Here is a 20,636-nt window from a genome sequence, read left to right on the forward strand (position 1 = left end):
CCGTTTAGCGACTTCAGCTACATCTCAGTACGTGACGTGCGACCTCGCCATCATGCCTTACGTTTTCTGGAAGGTTTTTCACTTGCTGTCGCATTCGCTGCACGGTGGTATCCGGAGTGTCGTTGCAGAACTAGGGCAGCTGCGCCTCTAAGCCGTGCGAGCTCTGCATCCGTGGTGACCATCAGCCGTGGAGCGACGCCCGGCGCCAGGGTGCGGCTGTTCAACTCCGCTTCTACAATGGGCCCGAACTTCGGCCACGAGATCGTCAGATCCCCGGTAAGCAGGATCAACTCCGGCGACAATGCGGTGGTGATGAGCGTGAGCCCTTGGCCCAGAAACATCGCCTGACGGCTCAACGCCTCAACTGCCTTTCGATCACCGTCCTCCGCCCGATTGAGTAGTTCACGAATAGTCAGAGGCTCTGATTTTGGAGAGAGCTCCGCATAGAATCGCAGCGCTGCACGTGAAGAGGCATACATCTCCCAGCACCCATTGCGACCGCAGCCACACCGAAGACCGCTGGGATTGATCGGGATGTGTCCAAACTCACCCGCCAGGCCGGACTTGCCGGTGACCAACTGACCATTCGCAAGAATCGCCGCGCCAACTCCCTCCGAGATCGTAATCAGGACGGCGTTACGAATGCCATCCATTCTGCCGAACCAGAGTTCTGAGAGTAGGCAGGCATTCGCGGCGTTGTCCATCTCAACCTGGAGTGAGATTCTTTGCTCAATCGCCTTCTTGATGTCATAGTCGCCCCACTTCAGGTTTGGCGCCATGATGAGCCGTTGCGTTACAGGATCGACTCGTCCGGGAAGACTGAGACCTATTCCTTCGAAAGACCTCTCAGGATGCCTTGCAAGCATCTTCTCCATGCAATCGATGACGTTGCTTACACCACGCTCGGGATCAGTAAGAAGAGGAAGTGTCTCACGGGAGAGAAACCGTCCGTTCAGATCGACCACGGCAATGACTGCCTGGTCGGGACGAATATCGGCGGCCAAAATGACCATGTCCCCGTTCAGTGAAAGCAGGGTAGGACGGCGGCCCCTTGGTCTGCGTGCTGCAGCGCCTTCAACGATCCACTTTTCTTCGAGGAGTTGTTCGACGATCAGAGACACGGTACTCGGCTGCAGTCCAGACCATCTCGACAGGTCGGCGCGGGCAATCGGCTGCTTCGTGCGGATCAGTTCCAGTACGACATCTCGATTGATATCGCGAGCGATCTCGCTCGACGCAAGTTCCACATACGCGAGATCTATACGTCGAATGCCTTGTCTTCTTTGGGCTCGGTCTATCTGAGTCTTCATGGTTCCTATGTTCCCGGAAATAAGGTATACAAGCTTTCGGCATTGCACTGCGTCATTTGTTCTTTGTCGGAGAGTGATCTAACACTCTTCAGGTTTGTGCGCCGGTTTACACATACTATTCGTCGAATTAAAGATGTACTACAACAAACAACGATCTTTCCGCGATAGGCATAACCCGTGTCTGGAGAAATCTCTCAGGATGCATCTAAGATGCTGCATCTAAAGTCATCGCGACCATCTCTTTTACTAGCCAAGCAAATATACGCCTCGGAGGCGCTGGCTGTAAGTCTGTTTCTGGATAGCTATTTATATTTGTCGAAAATAATATCTAATTCGCTGTCTTTACATTTGGGGTTTGCGAAAATTCCGCGTTATTCCCACCTCCGCGAACCCTTGGGAGCATTTGTTTCCGCAGCGAGTGCATTGGTAGAACTTTATGGCGGGTAAGCAACTCGAGACAGGCTGGGCAGGTGTCAGAGGGGCTATACCTGCGGATCTGAGCGCAATAATAGACAAAACGCCCTTCTTCCGTGCTGCCTTTATCGTTGAAGCAAGAGGCGCTGCTGATTCATTGTCCTTATTCTTCAATCAAAAACGAGTGACAGTGCTAAATTATTTGTGATACAAACATAAGACGTTTGAGTCAAGTCTCTTCCAGGAAAGCGACGCGCATGTTTGATTTCACGGGCAAGGTCGCTGTGGTTGTGGGTGGGACATCCGGGCTCGGAAAAGCTATTGCTCTTGGGCTAGCACAGGCAGGCGCGGACGTAGTAGCCTCCGCACGATCAAAGCCACGCGTCGAAGAAGTCGCTAGTGAGATCGAAGCTGCGGGCAGACGGACCTTGCGTATTGTGTCCGATGTCACGGACAGGAAGTCTCTGCAGAGCCTCCATGACGATGTCCACGAGGCATTTGGCGCGATTCATATTCTGGTTTACGCCGCTGGTATCACCAGCCGGGTTCCTACTCTCGACTGCTCCGAAGAGCTTTGGAATAGCATCATGGACGTCAACCTGAACGGTATGCTCCGCGCGTGTCAGATCTTTGGCAGGACGATGATTGGGCAGGGTTATGGACGCATTATCAATATTGCCTCTCTCTCTACCTTTGTGGCCTTTCACGAAGTCGCAGCTTACTGCGCCAGCAAGGCCGCGGTAGGATCGTTGACACGCTCTCTTGCAGTCGAATGGGGCGGTCATGGTGTCTGCGTGAATGCAATTGCTCCGGGGATCTTTCCGACGGAACTGAATCGAAGCTTATTGGAGACGCCTCGGGGACAGGAGCTTTTGCTGCGGACGCCGATGCACCGTTTCGGCAAAGTGGAAGAGGTTGTCGGAGGTGCCGTCTACCTGGCTTCCTCCGAGTGCTCCTTCACGAACGGAGAGATTCTGACCATCGACGGCGGTTATATGGCTAGCGGCGTCAATCAGTAAGACTGATACTTCCTCGAAATCGGAACCCTGGCCCGGAATAAAACTGAATTATTGACAGTAGTGTGTCTAATCCAATATCTTTCGATACGCAAAATAAATGACTTTGATCGAGTGGCCGTCTTTGCTGAGCTGTGATTCGAGGATGTGCGATGAGCAGATCGACCGCGGTCTTTTGATGGGTTAGCATGAAGCGTTTGGTATGTCCGCTTCCCTATGCATTCCCCGGCATCGCAAAGTGCTTTGCACGAAAGGATACTCATCGTGATTCGTTCTCTCTTCTCTGCCGCCGCCGCTGTCTCTCTTGCAACCGTAGTGCTGGTCTCGCCGGCCTCTCTTTCGGCGCAGAACGATAAGGTCTACCTCGATCCATCGCAGCCGATCGAGAAGCGCGTCGATGATCTGGTCTCGCGCATGACTCTCGATGAGAAGGTCAAGCAGATGATCAACACCGCTCCGGGCATCCCGCGGTTGGATGTTCCAGCATACGACTGGTGGAACGAAGGTCTTCACGGTGTCGCTCGCTCCGGATTCGCTACACTCTTTCCTCAGGCAATCGGTAACGCCGCTACCTTCGATGAGCCCCTGCTTGGCAAGATCGGAGAAGTTGTATCGGTTGAAGCTCGCGCCAAGCACAACGAGGCCGACCGCAACGACATTCACTCCATCTACTTTGGGCTCACCATCTGGTCGCCCAACATCAATATCTTCCGCGATCCACGCTGGGGTCGCGGCCAGGAGACCTACGGTGAAGATCCCTTCCTGACCGCCACCTTGGGCACCGCTTTTGTGAAAAGCCTGCAGGGCGATGATCCGAATTACTACCGTACCATCGCAACTCCAAAGCACTACGCCGTCCACAGTGGGCCTGAATCCACTCGACACAAAGCCAATATCGACCCCAGCCCGCATGATCTTTGGGATACCTACCTGCCCGCGTTTCGTTCCACCATCGTCGAAGGCAAAGCCGATTCCATCATGTGCGCTTATAACGCCGTTGACGGAGAGCCAGCCTGCGCCAGCGATTTGCTGTTGAAAAAAGTACTTCGCAACGACTGGAAGTTCCAGGGGTTCGTCACCTCCGACTGCGGCGCCATCGATGACTTCTACGAGCCTCAGGACCACCACACTAGCCCTGATGCCGAACACGCCTCCGCCGACGGTATTCGCGCTGGTACTGACACCAACTGCGGCAAGACCTATCTCAATCTCGCAGACGCTGTGCACAAAGGTATCATTACCGAGTCGGAGATTGACGTCTCGCTCAAGCGTCTCTTCACCGCTCGCATGAAGCTCGGACTCTTCGATCCTGCTGCCAAGGTCCCCTACGCCTCCATTCCTTTCAGCGAGGTTATGTCGCCCGCACACACCGCGGTCGCCCTGCAAGCCTCTCGCGAAGCCATGGTTCTCCTCAAAAACAGCAACCAGACGCTTCCGCTCTCGCCTGCAAAGTTCAAAACCATTGCTGTCATCGGTCCCAACGCCGCGTCCCTCCCTGCAATTGAGGGAAATTACAACGCTATCCCTCGCGACCCCGTTCTTCCTGTCGACGGCCTCGCCGCAAAGTTCCCGAACGCGAAGATTCTCTACGCCCAGGGATCGCCTTACGCTGAAAACGCCGCGATTGTCATCCCTCGTACTCAACTCCGCGTCGCACAGGGCTCTCCTACCGAAGGCCTCAAAGGCGAATACTTCGACAACGACAGCTTCACCGGCACTCCTGTGGTAACTCGTACCGACAAGGAGATCGATTTCGACTGGAATGGAGCATCGCCCAGCCCGGGTGCGATCAACTATCGTGCCTTCTCCGTGCGCTGGACCGGGACGATCCAGGTTCCTGCGCCTGGCGACTATCAGCTCACCGGCATCATGGCCCACTGCAGTCCCTGCAGCGAGTCTGAGCACTACGCCGTCAAGTACGACGGAAAAGAACTTTCGACCTCCCAGCTCACTGTCGACAAATCTCAGCACGGAGCCACCACCACCGGTGCGAAGATCCACATCGACGACACCAATCCGCACCCCATAGAAATTACCTACTCGCACACAAAGAAACTGCTAGGTGCAGGCTTCTCGCTTCAGTGGGTTCCTCCAGTCGAGCCAATGCGCGCCCAGGCTATGGAGAACATCCGTAAGGCCGACCTTACTATCGCCTTTGTTGGTCTATCGCCAAACCTCGAAGGGGAAGAGATGCCAGTCCACATTCCCGGTTTCTCCGGTGGCGACCGTACCGATATCGTTCTTCCGGAAGCCCAGCGCCAGCTCTTGGAGGCAGCGAAATCCACTGGCAAACCTCTCGTCGTCGTACTCATGAATGGCAGCGCCCTCGCGGTCAACTGGTCCCAGCATAATGCCGACGCCATCCTCGAGGCCTGGTATCCGGGTCAGGCCGGCGCGCAGGCCATCGCCGAAACGCTGGTAGGCGAGAACAATCCCGGAGGCCGTCTTCCCATAACCTTCTATAGCTCGGTCGATCAGCTTCCCGCCTTCGACAACTACTCAATGGCCGACCGCACCTACCGCTACTTCAAAGGCAAGCCGCTGTATGGCTTCGGCTATGGACTCAGCTATACGACCTTTTCCTACTCCGGTCTTAAGCTCTCGAAGAAGCGCCTGCATGCAGGAGAGAGCCTCACCGTCGAGGCGGATGTCAAGAACACCGGAAGCCGCGAGGGCGACGAGGTCGCGGAACTCTACCTCATCCCACCCCACACTGACGTATCTCCCGCGCTGGCCTTGGATGGCTTTACGCGTATTCACCTGGCTGCCGGCGAAACCCGCCATGTCACGTTCACTCTTGATCCGCGCACCCTCTCGCAGGTCGATGCAAAAGGCATTCGCGCTATGACCCCCGGAAGTTACAAACTCGCCGTCGGCGGCGGTCAGCCGACGGAGGCGAAGGACATAACTACCGAGTTCTCTATCGAAGGCTCGCAGGAGATACCGCGCTGATGCGTCTGCCTCTCGTCCTTGTTCTTCTCACAGCCACAAGCATCGGCACGGCGTGTGCGGAGACTGGCGCAGATGGCTGGCTCCGCTATGCGCGCATTACTGATCCTTCGGCCCTCCACCAATACGACGCTCTACCCAGCCGCATCGTCGTCCTCGGCGACACACCTGTAGACCATGCCGCCGCGACCGAACTTCAGCGTGGTCTCGGCTCAATGCTCGGCCGCACCTTCACCATAGTGCAAGGCATCGGACAACTCAACGGTGGATCAGACGCAATCATCATCGGTAGCGTCGCCGCACTGAACAAAAAAATCGCCGTCATACAATTAGACGACCCACTCAAACCCGAATCCTTCACCCTTGGCTCCAGGAGTGAAGGCCCGTCTCATCGCTTCATCATCTTTGGCGGTGACTCGCGTGGTGAGCTCTACGGAGTCTTTCATCTGCTCGAACTCGTAGCCAGCCAGCAGACGCTGCCTGCGAAGCCAACCACCGAGTCACCCTCTTCTCCAGTCCGCTGGGTAAACCAGTGGGATAACCTCAACGGCACGATCGAGCGCGGCTATGCTGGCCGCAGCATCTTCTTCGACAACGGCCATGTTCGCTCCGACCTCACGCGTGTCTCAGCCTATGGCCGCCTTCTGGCCTCCGTCGGCATCAACGGCGCGACGGTCAACAACGTCAACTCCGACCTCCGCACTCTCGAACCCGACATGATCGTCGAGTTCGCCCGCATCGCCGACCAGCTTCGTCCCTGGGGCGTTCGTATGTCGCTCTCTGTCGACCTCTCCAGTCCAATGGTCGTAGGCCACCTCGCCACCTTCGATCCCAACGACCCCATCGTCGCCGCCTGGTGGCAGACAAAGGTAGACGAGATTTATAAAGCGATCCCTGACTTCGGAGGCTTCGTCATCAAAGCGGACTCCGAGGGCCGCGTCGGCCCATCTAAATACGGACGCACTCCAGCCGAGGCCGCCAATGTTGTCGCCCGCGCACTGAAGCCGCACGGAGGCATCGTCCTCTACCGCGGCTTCGTCTACAACAATCATCTTGACTGGAACGACCTGAAGGCCGATCGCGCCCGTGCTGGCTACGACAACTTCCACGCACTGGACGGCAAGTTTGAGCCCAATGTCGTGATTCAGGTCAAACACGGCCCCATCGACTTCCAGGTGCGCGAGCCCGTCTCGCCACTCTTCGCAGCCCTCCAGCACACCAGTCAATCCATCGAACTTCAGATTACGCAGGAGTACACCGGCCAACAACGCCATATGGTCTTCCTCGTCCCCATGTGGAAGGACGCACTCGACACCGACCTTCGCGCCCAAGACCGCAAAACCCTGGTAAAAGAGATCGTCGAAGGTAAGAGCTTTCATCAGCCTCTGGGTGGCTTCGTCGGCGTAGCCAACGTAGGGCTCGACACTAACTGGATGCATCATCCCATGGCCATGGCGAACCTCTACGGCTTCGGCAAACTCGCCTGGAATCCAGACCTCACCAGCGATCAGATCATCGACTCTTGGACTCGTCTTACCTTCGGCAACAACCCGCAGGTCGTCTCTACAATCGACCGCCTTCAACTCGAATCCTGGCACGCCTATGAGCAGTACACCGGCCCCCTCGGCATGGGTACTCTGACCAATATCCTCGGCGTCCACTATGGTCCTGGAATTGAATCTGCCGAACGTAACGGCTGGGGACAGTGGTTCCGTGCCGACAGTAAAGGCATCGGTATGGACCGCACCGTGGCTACCGGCACCGGCTACATCGGTCAGTATCCACCAGAGCTCGCAGCAAAATATGAGAGCCTGGCAACCTGTCCAGATGACCTCCTGCTATTTATGCATCACGTGCCGTACGACTACGTTCTGCACAGCGGCAAGACCGTCGTCCAGCACGTCTACGACTCACACTATGAAGGTGCCGAAACCGCAGCCACCTACGCTCCCGCATGGATGACGCTTCACGGCCTTATCGACGGCGAACGCTACAACGAAACACTGCAACTCTTCGAGTACCAGGCAGGTCATGCCATCGTCTGGCGCGACGCTGTCACAGACTGGTTCCAGCGCATCTCCGGTATCCCCGACAAGATCGGCCGCGTCGGCAATCATCCCAACCGCGTCGAAGCCGAGTCCATGCAAGCCGACGGCTATACCCCGGTCGACGCAACTCCATGGGAGACAGCCTCGGGCGGCAAGGCAGTCGCCTGTGACCGTACCAATACCTGCATTCTTACTGCAAAGCTCGACAAGCCCGCAGGCTACTACACCATCGCCGTTCAGTACTTCGATCTCCGCACCGGTGCCTCAAAGTACGATCTGCTCCTGAATGGAGCATCCATCGCCCACTGGACAGCAGACGCTGTACTCCCTGCAGCTACCATCGACAAGCGCTTGGACGGCAGCACAAGCACCCGATACACCATCTCCAACATCGCCCTGAAACCCGGTGACACCCTTACTCTAAGCGGCACACCCGACGGCGACGAACACGCACCCGTCGACTATATCGAGATCACCCCAACCAAGGACCGCACGCATCCATGAAGATCACCGCCGCCCGCCTCATCGTCTGCTCTCCTGACCGCAACTTCGTCACGCTCCGCATCGACACCGACGAGGGAATCTACGGCTTGGGCGATGCAACGCTTAATGGGCGTGAGCTTGCCGTCGCATCCTATCTCGAAGATCACGTTCTCCCCTGCCTCATCGGTCGCGATCCCTTTCAAACCGAAGACATCTGGCAGTACCTCTATCGTGGAGCCTACTGGCGTCGCGGCCCTATCACCATGACCGCCATCGCAGCCGTCGACATGGCGCTCTGGGACATTAAGGGCAAGGCGCTCAACACTCCCGTCTACAACCTGCTCGGCGGAAAGTCCCGCGAAGGATGTCTCGTCTACACTCACGCCAACGGAGCCGACATCGCCGAGGCCCTTGACTCTGTTCGCAAGCACATGGACGAGGGCTATCTCGCCGTCCGCGCCCAGGCTGGAGTTCCGGGAGTCGCAAGCAGCTACGGTGTCCCCAAAGCCGGAAAGCCGTACGAGCCAGCGGAGCGCGGCCTGCCCTCAGAGAGCCTCTGGTCCAGCGAAAAGTATCTCAACTTCGCACCATTGCTCTTCGAAAAACTGCGCGTTGAGCTCGGTCCTGACGTCCATCTTCTCCACGACGTCCATCACCGGCTGACACCCATCGAGGCAGCCCGCCTTGGGAAGTCTCTCGAGTCCTATCACCTCTTCTGGATGGAAGATCCTTGTCCCGCCGAGCTGCAGGAGGGCTTCGAACTCATCCGTAAGCACACCACGACGCCTATCGCGACCGGGGAGGTCTTCAACTCCATCTGGGACGCGCACGACCTCATCCGGCACCAGCTCATCGACTACATCCGTATGACCGTCGTTCACGGCGGCGGCATCACCCACGCGAAAAAGACCGCAGACTTCGCCGCCCTCTACCAAGTCCGCACCGGCTACCATGGTGCAACCGACCTCTCCCCCATCGCCATGGCAGCCGCCCTCCACCTCGGTCTGGCGATCCACAACTTCGGCATCCAGGAGCACATGCACCACAGCAAGCTCACTGACGAAGTCTTCCCGCACCAATACAACTTCAACGCTGGCTATATGCATCCCGGCGAAGCGCCTGGCCTGGGGGTGGAAATTGACGAGACACTCGCCGCCAAATACCCTTATCAACGAGCCTATCTTCCGGTCGCCCGCAAGTTGGATGGAACACTCACAGACTGGTAACGCCGACAAGTTCACGCAACCAAAGACGGCGTCGCCGTTCGAAGAACCTCTCATTTGCGTGAGAGGCCAGAATTTGACTGCCCATTTTGTGTAATTGCGGCTCCAGTCTGAAGCCGTCACACTCGTTCCAAGTCTAAAAGAAATAAACCAGCACGATAGTCGTCTTCGTTAAATCCGGTCGTATCCCTATTGCGGTCCCCGATAGATTTTATGCAAGGAAGCTAGCGTGGAAATACCTGACATTCTGATCGTAGGTTCGATCCTGCTGGCATGTGGCAGTTGCGGTCTTCTTGTTGTGCGACTGAGCAATCCACGCTTGAAGGGTCTGGGGTGGCTAGGCGGTTCTTTCGGTGCCGGAGGAATCGGCGCACTCCTTCTTCTCCTTCATGGAAGCGTTCCGGCCTTCTTTTCCGTACTTTGTGCCGATGTCCTGATACTGCTTGCCTTTGTTCTACTGCACATCTCCTTCCTCGATCTTGTCGATTCGGACTCTAACCTCCGCAGCTCCGGACTGCTGCTACTAGTCATTCAGGCTTTGGGCGACGTTCCTTATCTTTACCCACATCCGGTGGTTCACCTCCGCATCGTCAGCGTAGGAGTGCTGGTCGCCGTCCAGGTGCTCCTTACGGTAAGGCTGCTCGTTTGCAGTAACAAAAAGGGAGTTCGCGCACCCGTCTGGTTCTGCGTCATCATCCTTGGTGGATTTGCGGCGCTCAATCTGCTGCGCAGCATCGCAGACGCCGTGGGACTGCTCTCGACCGCCTCGATCTTCTATCAAGTGGAAGCACTGACTTTTCTCATTTATATCGCTACTGCATTGGGAATCGCCTTTGGCTTCTTTTGGATGACCACTGCGACACTCAGTTCGGCATTGGAGGAGATCGCCAGCACAGATCCGCTGACCCGGATCTATACACGTCGCGTCTTCCGTGAGTGGTGCGAAAAGGAGCTAATCAGGAGTGAGCAAACGGGGAGCACGTTCTCGTTGCTCATGGTTGATCTCGATCACTTCAAACAGATCAACGACCGTTTTGGCCACCGTGCCGGAGACGACGCACTGTGTGCCGTTGTAGAACAGATGCAGCGTTCCATCCGTGGAATCGATGTTTTAGGGAGATGGGGCGGAGAAGAGTTCGTCGTTCTCCTTCCGGGAGCTTCGGCCTCATCGGCTCTGCAGATCGCTCAGCGGCTGCGTGGCAACGTCGAAACGCTGATGATCCCGCCCTCCATCAGTGCTTTTTCACGCGGCGAAGAGGCGATTCCTGTCACAGTCAGCCTTGGGGTAGCGAGCTACAGAGGTGTCGGAGATCAGATCGAAGACATGCTGGAGCGTGCCGATGCAGCTCTCTATGAGGCAAAAGACGCAGGAAGAAACCGCGTGCTGGCCGCCATATAAAGAACGTATCTCGCACCACGCCGGGTGCATATCGCGCCCACATCGACCACTCCAACTTCATGGTAGTTACCTAGGATTCAATGCTCTGGGCCAGTCCGACACGTCGGTAACGGTTCTGTAGCGCCTTTAGCAGAGGAACAATCAAGCGCCCGGCCATTCAGCATTCAGAGCAACGACAGGGAATGACTCCTGCAATCCAACTTCTGCACATCCTTCCATCGTTTTAAAAGCCCCGAACCCAAATCCAGGCACTTCAACGACCCTAGGAAGATTGCCTACGCAAGCCTCTCTTGGAGAGGAGGATGAGCAGGTTAGCGCACCTGAAATCCGTCAGGAAAAGTCAGGCCATGATTATTAATGAAATAGCCATTTCATAATTTCCTTGACAAGTATGGAGCATATTCTTTATTCCATTATCCGCAATGAGTATTTCAGTTTCTCGGTGCTGAAATCGTTTGCAATGGATTCGCAGGTTGACGAGGGTCAGATGGCACGAGCCGCATTCACGCTTCTACAGACGCTAAAACGCAGCCTTTTGCGGAACACGCTAGAACTCGCGGACATGCTTTCTGAGAGTGGACAACTTCTTGGCAGCAGCGTATTCGCCCGAGTCTGGAACAATAGCCGGCCGCAGTGTCATTTGGAGTGGTGCACTACTTCCGCGCCATTGAGACTGATCTATCACGCGACCGACAGCAACGACCGAGAAAAGGCTACCTGGCAGAAACAACGATACGAAGCACATGTAGTCAGTCGACGTAAAACACTCAGGAGTTATAGATGAATATGCCACAAAACACTTTACCCGCCCAGAACGCTCCACGCATCCGCCCGTGGTTTTCGATGATGCTTCTCGCCCTGAGCATGGTGCTGTTTCTCGGCGCTGGCGCTCACGCTCAACTTACGGCTGGGCACGTTACCGGCGCCGTTAAGGATTCAACCGGGGCAATCGTTCCAGGAGCCACCGTTACGCTTACGAGCGAAGGAACAGGCATCGCGGCGAAGACCACCTCCACATCGAGTGGAGACTACACCTTTGCACAGGTAAACCCCGGATCTTATACGTTGCGTGTAGATGCTCCAGGCTTTCAATCACAGATCACTCGCGGCATTCAGGTGCACGTTCAGGAGAGCGCAACCCAGGACTTTACCTTGTCCGTGGGAAATGTGTCGGAGCAGGTGACAGTCACTTCCGCAACTCCCCTATTGCAGGCAGAGTCTGCATCCGTCGGACAGGTGGTGGATTCCAAAGCCATTAACGACCTGCCCCTGGTGAGCAGGGACTGGACCACTCTTGCCCATCTCGCCGCCGGAACAACGACGACTAGTACTGGAGGAGCAGCGGGCCTTCAGTTTTCCGCCAATGGAGTAAATACCACCCAGAATGACTACCGTCTGGATGGCATCGACGACAACATGGAGTTCTATGGGGGATTCGGAACGATTTCGATTCAAGGTGTTGTCTCTATCGTTCCTCCGCCCGATGCCATTCAGGAGTTCAACCTTCAGACGGGAGACTTAAGCGCCGCATTCGGCCACTCCACCGGCTCAGTCGTCAACGCTGTCATCAAATCCGGCACAGACAAATTTCATGGCGATCTTTGGGAGTACCTGCGGAACAATGTTTTCAATGCCAATGACTTTTTTGCGAAACAGGCTGGACTCCCGCGGCCGGCATACCATGAGAACCAATTCGGCGGAACGATCGGTGGACCAGTGGCAATTCCTGGGACGCACCTTGGGCTTAAGAAAACGTTCTTCTTCTTCGATACGCAGCGCGTCAGGATTCTAACGCCGGTAACTTCTACTTCAACTGTTCCAACTCCTGCGATGAGAAATAGCAACTTCACAAATATGCAGGACCTGATCAACGACACCAGCGGCACTCGCACGGACGGGCTAGGCCGCGTATTCCCGACAGGCACAGTCCTGGATCCCACGACGACCAGGCAGGTCGCTGCTGGCGCTGTGGATCCGATCACCGGGCTGCGAAACGGTTCATCCAACTCGGTGTTTGTGCGCGATCCCTTTTTCAGCGGTGGTAGCGTCGCCGGTATCACCAACTTCGTCGGCCTTACACCGCAACTTAACATGCTTCCGGCAGGCCGTATCGATCCGAACGCGGTGAAGATACTGAATCTTTATCCTTCGCCAACCGGAAACGGCCTGGTCAACAACTTTGTTTATTCTCCTAACATCGATCTCACTCTCAATCAATATGACGTCCGTATTGATCACGACTTCAATGAGAACAACCAGCTATGGGGAGTATTCAACTGGTATCACGCCTTCCAGACGACTCCAGGGTCTCTGCCGGGGCTCGCTTTCGGAGCCGTGTATGGAGGCGGCACGGATGACAGTCCGCACTGGGCGACCGCCATTAGCTACACGCATATCTTCACTCCCTCCCTCACGAACTCGCTCAATGTGGGCGTTCAAAGCTCCACAAACAATAACGTGCCGCCGTTTGGCAACACTCCCGGAATTCCCGACCAGTTTGGAATTCAGGGCGAGCAGTTCGGCCCTGGGCTTGGTGGTCTTCCAACGATCAATCTTACGAATATGACAACGCTTGGTGCATCCGGCTACAACCCGGTCACCAACAACGTCTCTTCCTATGAAATACAAGACACCGTGACGAAGCTCTATAAGAACCATACGTTCAACATCGGTTATGAGGTCACCCTGATTCGGGCAAGACTGCGGCAGCCAACCAGTGGATCGGGAGCTATGACGTTCAGCGGCCAATTTACTGACGTTCCAAGCAACTCCTCAGGGTATACCTCCATGGCCGATATGTTGCTAACACCTACAGGAGCCTCTGTTCCCGGGGGGCTCAGCAACCAGGGAGGTGTGACTTCGTTCGTCCAGTCCAACGCTACGACTATCCACAACGAGAGGCTATATAACGCAGTATTCTTCCAGGACGATTGGAAAGTACTTCCTAATCTGACTCTCAATCTCGGCCTGCGCTGGGACCGCTATGGAGCGCCGCTCGAAGACAACGATCATCAGGCGAACATGATTGGAAATGATGGAGGCAACGGTCCTGGAGGCACGTTCTACATGCCTCAATCCACTTGCGGTGCAGCGCCAGCTCAGTTCCTCGCTCTCCTTGCTAAGGACAATATCAATCAATCGTGCATTGGGAACAGAAGTCTCAGCAACGTTCAGAATACGAACTTTGCTCCAAGAGTCGGCTTCGCCTATCGGATCAGGCCCGATCTCGTTATTCGCGGAGGATACGGCATTGCCTATGGTTCCTTGGCGAACATAGGTGCAGCGCCTTATGTTCTGGGCAACAACTTCCCGTTTGCATACAGCGTTACCTATACCGCTCCTAATCCCACAACGCCGGTCACACTTTCCAACGGTGCGCTTCCAACTCTGGAGAATGTTTTTGCATCAGTAAATCTCTCCTCTGCTGCGACGGCAAATCCGAGTGGGGCCAACCTCGCCGGGCGTGTCTTCGATTTCTCGACGCCTTATACGGAAGCCTTCAACTTGACGTTGCAGAAGCAGCTCGGAAGCCATGATTCTGTGCAGATCGCTTACGTCGGGGACGTCGGCAGGCATCTCGATGCTCGAGGAACCTTCAACGATCCTTCGGAGATAACGCCTCCGGGGACCAACAACTTCGCGAACGGCATCATCCCCTTTCCGGATTTTGCTATCGGCTCTGCCTTCCTAACGACGAATGCAACAAGCTCCTACAATTCACTGCAGACGGTGTATACGCATCAATTCAGTGGAGGCTTGTCTGTCCTCGCAAACTACACTTACAGCAAGTGCATGACGAATCAAGGGGCAATTACGGACGGTATAAACTACCGGGCGCAGTGGCTTCCTGGGTTTGGCATCAATCGGGATTACACTCTCTGCCCGAATGATGCGACCAACGTGGTACACGCATCGGGATCTTACGATCTGCCGGTTGGGCGAGGAAGGGAGTTTCTATCTTCGGCGAACCCTGCCACGCAGGCTGTACTCGGCGGATGGGGAGTCAACTACATTGTGACTTACCAAAGCGGGCAGCCCTTTACGATTACCTGCCCAATACCGACCACCTCCTACTTCGGCTGCAATGCGAACAGGGTCCCTGGCGTGAGCGAGTCTGCAGGAGCACACACCCAGAAGCAGTGGCTGAATCCGAATGCGTTCTCAAATCCACCTGTGGCTACGCAGTTGGGTCAGACGGACTATTCCCCACTCGGTTCGGTATCCGAGCAGGTCCGCGGTCCCAGCTTTACCAACGTGGATGCATCTGTCTTCAAGGAGTTTCCCATCAGGGAGGCCGTTCACCTGCAGTTTCGCGCGGAGGCGTACAACCTGTTCAATCATGCGCAATTTGGCAACCCTACCACAAACCTGGACTTCCTGAACGCTCCTACATTTACGGAGATCACGACTCTAAGAAATCCAACGCGGGTACTGCAGTTCGCACTGAAACTGTTCTACTAGTTTGTCATTTTTCTCCGTATGCTCCTTCGCATGGAATCGTTCAACACGATCTATGCGAGGGAGCATTCGGCACTTCAGATCCGACAATCCAATTACTCGCAATTCAGCGGATTGATCGAATGATGTCAGCTAGCGAAGGATCATACACCTACATGGGGAATTACACTCTGATGTCCTTACAGAATCTTAAGAAACTCAAAGGCCGTTGCAGCGCAGCTTTCTGGCCCACCGTACGCGCCAGTGTCATGTTCTCAGCTTTAGTCGCGATGAGTTTTCATGTCTCGGTCGCTCAGAGCGATCATAAAACATGGTCACAATATGGCGGCGGCCCCGATAGTTCGAAATATACGACGCTCAATCAGATCACGAAGGAAAATGTCGGCAACCTTACAGTCGCTTGGACCTATCCGACGCGCGATCACAGCACCTATCTCTTTAATCCGCTTGTCGTCGAAGGCACCATGTACGTCCTGGCACGCGGCAATTCATTGGTCGCTCTAAACGCCGAGACAGGGAAAGAGATCTGGGTCCATGAAAATCTTCCAGGCATCACAACCCGAGGAATCACCTTCTGGCAAAGCAAGGATCATAAAGATCGGCGACTGATCTTTACGATCAACCATTTCATCGAAGAGATCGATGCACGTACGGGAAAATCCATCCTCAACTTCGGCAGCAATGGCCTGGTGGATCTGCGAGTCGGCCTAGGCCGCGATCCCGATACGGTGGTTCGTATTAAAAGTGAAACTCCGGGACGCTTATTTGAGAACCTGATCATTCTTGGTTCAGCTACAGGCGAAGGCTACATGTCGCCCCCAGGCGATCTGCGCGCCTACAATGTCCTTACAGGCAAGATGGAGTGGATCTTCCACACCGTCCCACATCCGGGCGAGTTCGGTTACGACACCTGGCCCAAGGATGCATGGAAGTATGCCGGCGGTACAAACACATGGGGCGAGATATCGATCGATGAGAAGCGCGGCATCGCCTATTTTCCAACCGGCTCCTCAACCTACGACATGTATGGTGCGGACCGTATCGGAAAAGATCTCTTCGCAGACTCTATCCTGGCGCTCAATGCTCGAACCGGAAAACTGATGTGGCACTTCCAATTTATTCATCACGATCTCTGGGACTACGATTCAACGTCGGCGCCGCAGCTGATCACAATTCACCACGACGGCAAAACAATCGACGCTGTCGCCGAGGCAGGAAAAGTTGGCTTTCTCTACGTCTTCGATCGTGTAACCGGTAAGCCGATATGGCCGATCGAAGAACGTCCAGTTCCGAAGAGCGATGTGCCCGGCGAACAGTCTTGGCCCACGCAGCCCTTCCCAACAGCTCCACCTCCATTTGCGCGCCAGGGAATGACAGCGGCCGACGTCAACCCTTACATGACACCCGCGGAGATTGCATCTTGGAAGAAGAAGATAGCCAACGATAACAATCAAGGTCTCTACACCCCACCGTCGCAGTACAAGGAAACCGTAGCGCTGCCCGGTGCACGTGGAGGATCAAACTGGGGCACCACCGCCGCCGATCCGGCGAAGGGTCTTGTCTACGTTCTTACGCAGGATTGGCCCTCATTCGTACCCCTCGTTGCGGAGCGGCGGCTACCTTCCAGCAACGGACGCTTCGGTGAATCCGCGACAGGCAAGACTATCTATCAATCAAACTGCCAGGCTTGCCACGGAGCCACCCGGCAAGGCGCCGGAGAAGTCCCCTCACTCGTCGACATAGATGCTCGTTTCAACCTCGACGAGTTCAAGCAGGTCGTCGCAGTCGGAAAGGGCGACATGCCCGCGTTCCCTTCTTTGACCGGGGCCAATCAAGAGGCACTCTACGCGTACCTGCTCAACCCAGAAGGAAAGACCCGCCCATCTCGCGTGCCCGAGCCACCACCCCCTAACCTCGGCGGACCAGTCGTCGCTTCAGGAGGAGCTCCAGGCGGCTTGGTTCTACCCACCCTGGATCTCAAGAAATATGGCGGCGGCTTCGCAGGCGCACCCTACCCCGATGGAGTTGACGCTCCCAAGCGCCTCTATTCAGACTATGGGTTGGACTATCCCTACGTCATCGCCCCTCCATGGTCTTACATCGTCGCCTATGATTTGAACACCGGAACGATAAAGTGGAAGGTTCCGCTGGGTGAGGATCCTGAACTCGCTGCCAAGGGAATCACGGGCACGGGATTCATTCAGGGCGGCGAGCGCCGTGGAATGGTGGTCACCTCTACAGGTCTGATCTTCGTCAACGGAAGGGATGGCAAAATTCGCGCATACGACGCGAATAATGGAAAGGTACTTTGGAGCGCGGCGTTACCGGCTGGCACCGAAGGAATTCCTTCCATGTATGAAGTAGGTGGTCGGGAATATCTTGCCGTACCTGCAGCATCAGCCCAACCATCCGGACGCGGTGATGCCACTTATCAACCCGCAGGAAGCACTGCAAACAGAGCTTACGTTGTCTTCGCTCTACCCAAATAACTTCATGCAACGGAGCCGATCACGATGCCGCAATTACCGTGAAAAATAGGGTAGGATCGTATAAAAGTACGACGTAATTCATAGTTACAACAAATATTCACTAGGTATCTTCTTCCTATATGGCTACTAAAAAAACTGCCCAAGTCGCCACGGTGCAAAGCTTGGATCGCGGGTTGGCTATCGTTCAGGCGATCGCCAACTCCCAACAGCCTATGTCGCTAGGTCAAGTAGCGGAGTTGATGGGAATCGATCGCAGCACCGCGTTTCGCCTGCTGCATACGCTGAAGCGCCGCGGCTTTCTCGCAATGCCCGCTGGCCGCAAGGACTACATTCTCGGCTCCTCCATTTGGACGCTCTATAACCACTACAGCTGGAGCAAGATGCTTGTGAAAGTGGCAAGCGGGCTGCTGAAGGAACTGGCAACACACACCAACGAGACGGCACATATCGCAATCCGCGAGGGAAGCCAGGCGCTCTTTATGGACTGCGCCGCCGCAAGCCACATGGTTGCCGTGTCGAGCCGCATTGGCGAACTCCTGCCTCTCTACTGCACCGCCCATGGCAAGGCGTTGTTAGCAGATGCTACAGAGCAGGATCTAAAAAAACTGTACGGTAACCGACCTCTGAAAAAGCTTACAGAGTCAACGCTGTCTACGGTGCCGGAGCTGGTGAACGATATCGCCGGAATCAAGAAACGCGGTTATGCCGTGGACGATGCAGAGTTTCGCGATGAAATACGCTGCATTGCGGCGCCCATTCGTCTGAACAAAGATATCGTCGGTTCAATTGGAATCTCGGCGCCCGTACTAAGAGTTACGAAAGAAAATACACGCATAAACATAGAGCACGTATGTAATATCGCAACTCGAATCGGTGATGTCTTGAGCAACTTGAAGGACGAGGACTAATCAGGCCACTTACTGTTTCCACGTCGACCAGGCAAGTCCGTCCACCCACATTCCCGCTGGTAGAAGCTGCGTCACCGCCCAATTGGAAGTATCGATCTCTGCAACCTGGCTACTGGTATTGCAGGAGACGAAGGCGCGTGTTCCATCCGGAGAGAGCAATACCTCCTGCGGGCTTGCCGGAACGTCAATTGTCTTCTCGAGCTTCATACTGGACAGATTGATCACACCAACCTGCTTGCTGGCCGGCAACGCGAGCACTAGATACTTTCCATCTTTTGTTACAACGCCTCCATAGCCCTTAGCCGGCAGATCGACCCAGGCACGCACCTTGCGCGTCGTCGTGTCGATGGCCGCAAGCCGCGGCTCTGAAGCATCAGAGACGAAAACAGTCTTATCATCGTTCGAGATTGCGATCCGCTGAATATGCTGCGCAACTGGTATAACCCCAACCAGCTTGTGAGTCTTCAGGTCGAGCACCGAGACGGTGCCGGGTGCTACATTCGCGGTGTATCCAAAACGGCCGTTGTGCGAAAGAACGAGCATATGCGACTCAGCCTGGCCAGTCGGAACAGAGTAAAGAACCTTGAAGGTGTGTGGATCAACGGCAGTAATGGATTGATCAAGTTCCGTCGTCACATACAGCACGTTGCGATGGACATCGTATACCGGCTTATGCGGGCGTACACCATGTCCAAAGTCAACCACCTTAACTATCTTGCGCGAAGGTAAGTCGACAACCAGCATCTCCTGGCCATCGGTTCCTGCATGCCCCACACCTGCATTGCCATAGATAGGCAGATAGACAGTCTTACCATCGGGTGAAGTGGCAACCTCGTGTGCCTTAATGCGGCCCTCCTCCGCGACGGTCGCAATCTGCTTACCAGTGGCGGGATCGATGATGGAGAGAGTCACATCATTCTGATTAACCGCCAACAGTGTGCCCGCCGTCTGCGCATACGAACAGATGGAGACAAGTCCAAGAATAAGGAAGCCGGAAATCGAAGCCCTTTGCACCATGTTTAATCTCGATTCAATAAGACGCGAATTAGGTTATGAACTACATGCGACATGCAGGCTACAGAAACGAATTAGATAGGAAGTGCTGTGACTATCTAGTTCGGTGAAGCTACTAGAGTAGACTGCGAATGCTTCCACCGTCGACCCCCCAAACCGAAGAAGTAACGAAAGAAGTAAGATCGCTCGCGAGAAAGACAATGATGTTGGCAACCTCTTCTGGCTCGCCAAGCCGTTCAAGTGGTAGCTGGCGAAGTTTCATCTCGTGTTCCACCGCCTCCCGCGGAGGCATGCCGTGAAGGGAACTCAAAGCATCTGCGAACCCGCCAGGTTTCGACCAGAAAGGAGTCCATATGGGACCAGGAGCCACCGCATTGACGCGGATCTTAGGCGCCTCCGAACGAGCCAGGCTTTTGGTTACCGCGATCAGCGCCGCCTTCAGCGCACCATAGTCCGCAGGCGCTCCTTCCGGCTGCCGCCCAAGATCAGAGGTGTTGTTAATAATGACGGCCTTATCCTTTTGCCTCAGTAACGGAAGTACCTTGCGCGTAACTCGAATCGCGCTCATGAAATTCACCTGAAACGTTCGCTCCCAGTGTTCGTCGGTGAGATCCATAAAGGGTTTAGCATCTGCGAAACCAACATTATTCACTAAGATGTCGAGGCCATGAGGGAGCTTGGCTAATACAGCGTCTACGCTGCTCTCCACCCCGCTCAAATTGCTGAGATCACCCTCAGCAATAATTGCCTTAGCCCCAGCTTGTTCAACCAGGGCCGCGGTCTTCCTAAGCTCTGCGCCGTCGCGATCGATCATGGCAACGTAAGCGCCCTCTTTTGCGAAAGCGATCGCGGTGGCTTTGCCGATCCCGTTGGCTGCTCCGGTAATGAGTACTGTTTTGCCCGCCAGTCCCGTTTCCATGTTGCG

At 55.3% G+C, this 20,636-nt stretch carries 11 protein-coding genes; 8 read left to right on the plus strand and 3 right to left on the minus strand.

The window, feature by feature from the left end; all coding sequences use genetic code 11:
- Positions 1-50 precede the first annotated feature (50 nt).
- Entirely contained in the window at positions 51-1,310 is a 1,260-nt protein-coding gene (locus GSQ82_RS03820; RefSeq protein ID WP_158790693.1) for an ROK family protein, read from the minus strand.
- A 671-nt stretch (positions 1,311-1,981) separates the two neighbouring features.
- On the opposite strand from GSQ82_RS03820, the gene GSQ82_RS03825 reads away from it, so the two are divergent.
- The 8 genes from GSQ82_RS03825 (at position 1,982) to GSQ82_RS03860 (ending at position 18,697) form a co-directional block, all read left to right on the plus strand.
- Entirely contained in the window at positions 1,982-2,743 is a 762-nt protein-coding gene (locus tag GSQ82_RS03825; RefSeq protein ID WP_158790694.1) for an SDR family NAD(P)-dependent oxidoreductase, read from the plus strand.
- A 261-nt stretch (positions 2,744-3,004) separates the two neighbouring features.
- Positions 3,005-5,692 (plus strand): glycoside hydrolase family 3 C-terminal domain-containing protein, encoded by a 2,688-nt coding sequence (locus tag GSQ82_RS03830; RefSeq protein ID WP_371417155.1) that lies wholly within the window; start codon positions 3,005-3,007, stop codon positions 5,690-5,692.
- Entirely contained in the window at positions 5,692-8,241 is a 2,550-nt protein-coding gene (locus tag GSQ82_RS03835) for an alpha-glucuronidase family glycosyl hydrolase (protein ID WP_158790696.1), read from the plus strand. Before GSQ82_RS03830 ends, GSQ82_RS03835 begins: the two co-directional genes overlap by 1 nt.
- Positions 8,238-9,446, plus strand: coding sequence for a D-mannonate dehydratase ManD (manD, locus tag GSQ82_RS03840; protein ID WP_158790697.1), 1,209 nt, complete (start codon positions 8,238-8,240; stop codon positions 9,444-9,446). Before GSQ82_RS03835 ends, manD begins: the two co-directional genes overlap by 4 nt.
- 226 nt (positions 9,447-9,672) lie before the next feature.
- Positions 9,673-10,842 carry a diguanylate cyclase gene (locus tag GSQ82_RS03845; RefSeq protein ID WP_158790698.1) on the plus strand — a complete coding sequence of 390 codons (1,170 nt, stop codon included), beginning with the start codon at positions 9,673-9,675 and terminating at the stop codon, positions 10,840-10,842.
- A gap of 780 nt (positions 10,843-11,622) precedes the next feature.
- Positions 11,623-15,303 (plus strand): TonB-dependent receptor, encoded by a 3,681-nt coding sequence (locus GSQ82_RS03850; RefSeq protein WP_158790699.1) that lies wholly within the window; start codon positions 11,623-11,625, stop codon positions 15,301-15,303.
- 170 nt (positions 15,304-15,473) lie between these two features.
- Entirely contained in the window at positions 15,474-17,789 is a 2,316-nt protein-coding gene (locus GSQ82_RS03855; protein ID WP_158790700.1) for a PQQ-binding-like beta-propeller repeat protein, read from the plus strand.
- 119 nt (positions 17,790-17,908) lie between these two features.
- Positions 17,909-18,697: an IclR family transcriptional regulator gene (locus GSQ82_RS03860; protein WP_158790701.1), complete on the plus strand. Its 789-nt coding sequence runs from the start codon at positions 17,909-17,911 to the stop codon at positions 18,695-18,697.
- Between the two features lie 9 nt (positions 18,698-18,706).
- Here GSQ82_RS03860 and GSQ82_RS03865 read toward each other — a convergent pair whose 3' ends face one another.
- Entirely contained in the window at positions 18,707-19,714 is a 1,008-nt protein-coding gene (locus GSQ82_RS03865) for a YncE family protein (protein WP_158790702.1), read from the minus strand.
- A gap of 112 nt (positions 19,715-19,826) precedes the next feature.
- On the minus strand, positions 19,827-20,630 hold the full coding sequence (locus tag GSQ82_RS03870) for an SDR family NAD(P)-dependent oxidoreductase (protein WP_158790703.1): 804 nt from the start codon (positions 20,628-20,630) through the stop codon (positions 19,827-19,829).
- Positions 20,631-20,636: the final 6 nt, after the last annotated feature.

This window comes from Granulicella sp. L60 (assembly GCF_009765825.1).
Taxonomy (GTDB): Bacteria; Acidobacteriota; Terriglobia; order Terriglobales; family Acidobacteriaceae; genus Edaphobacter.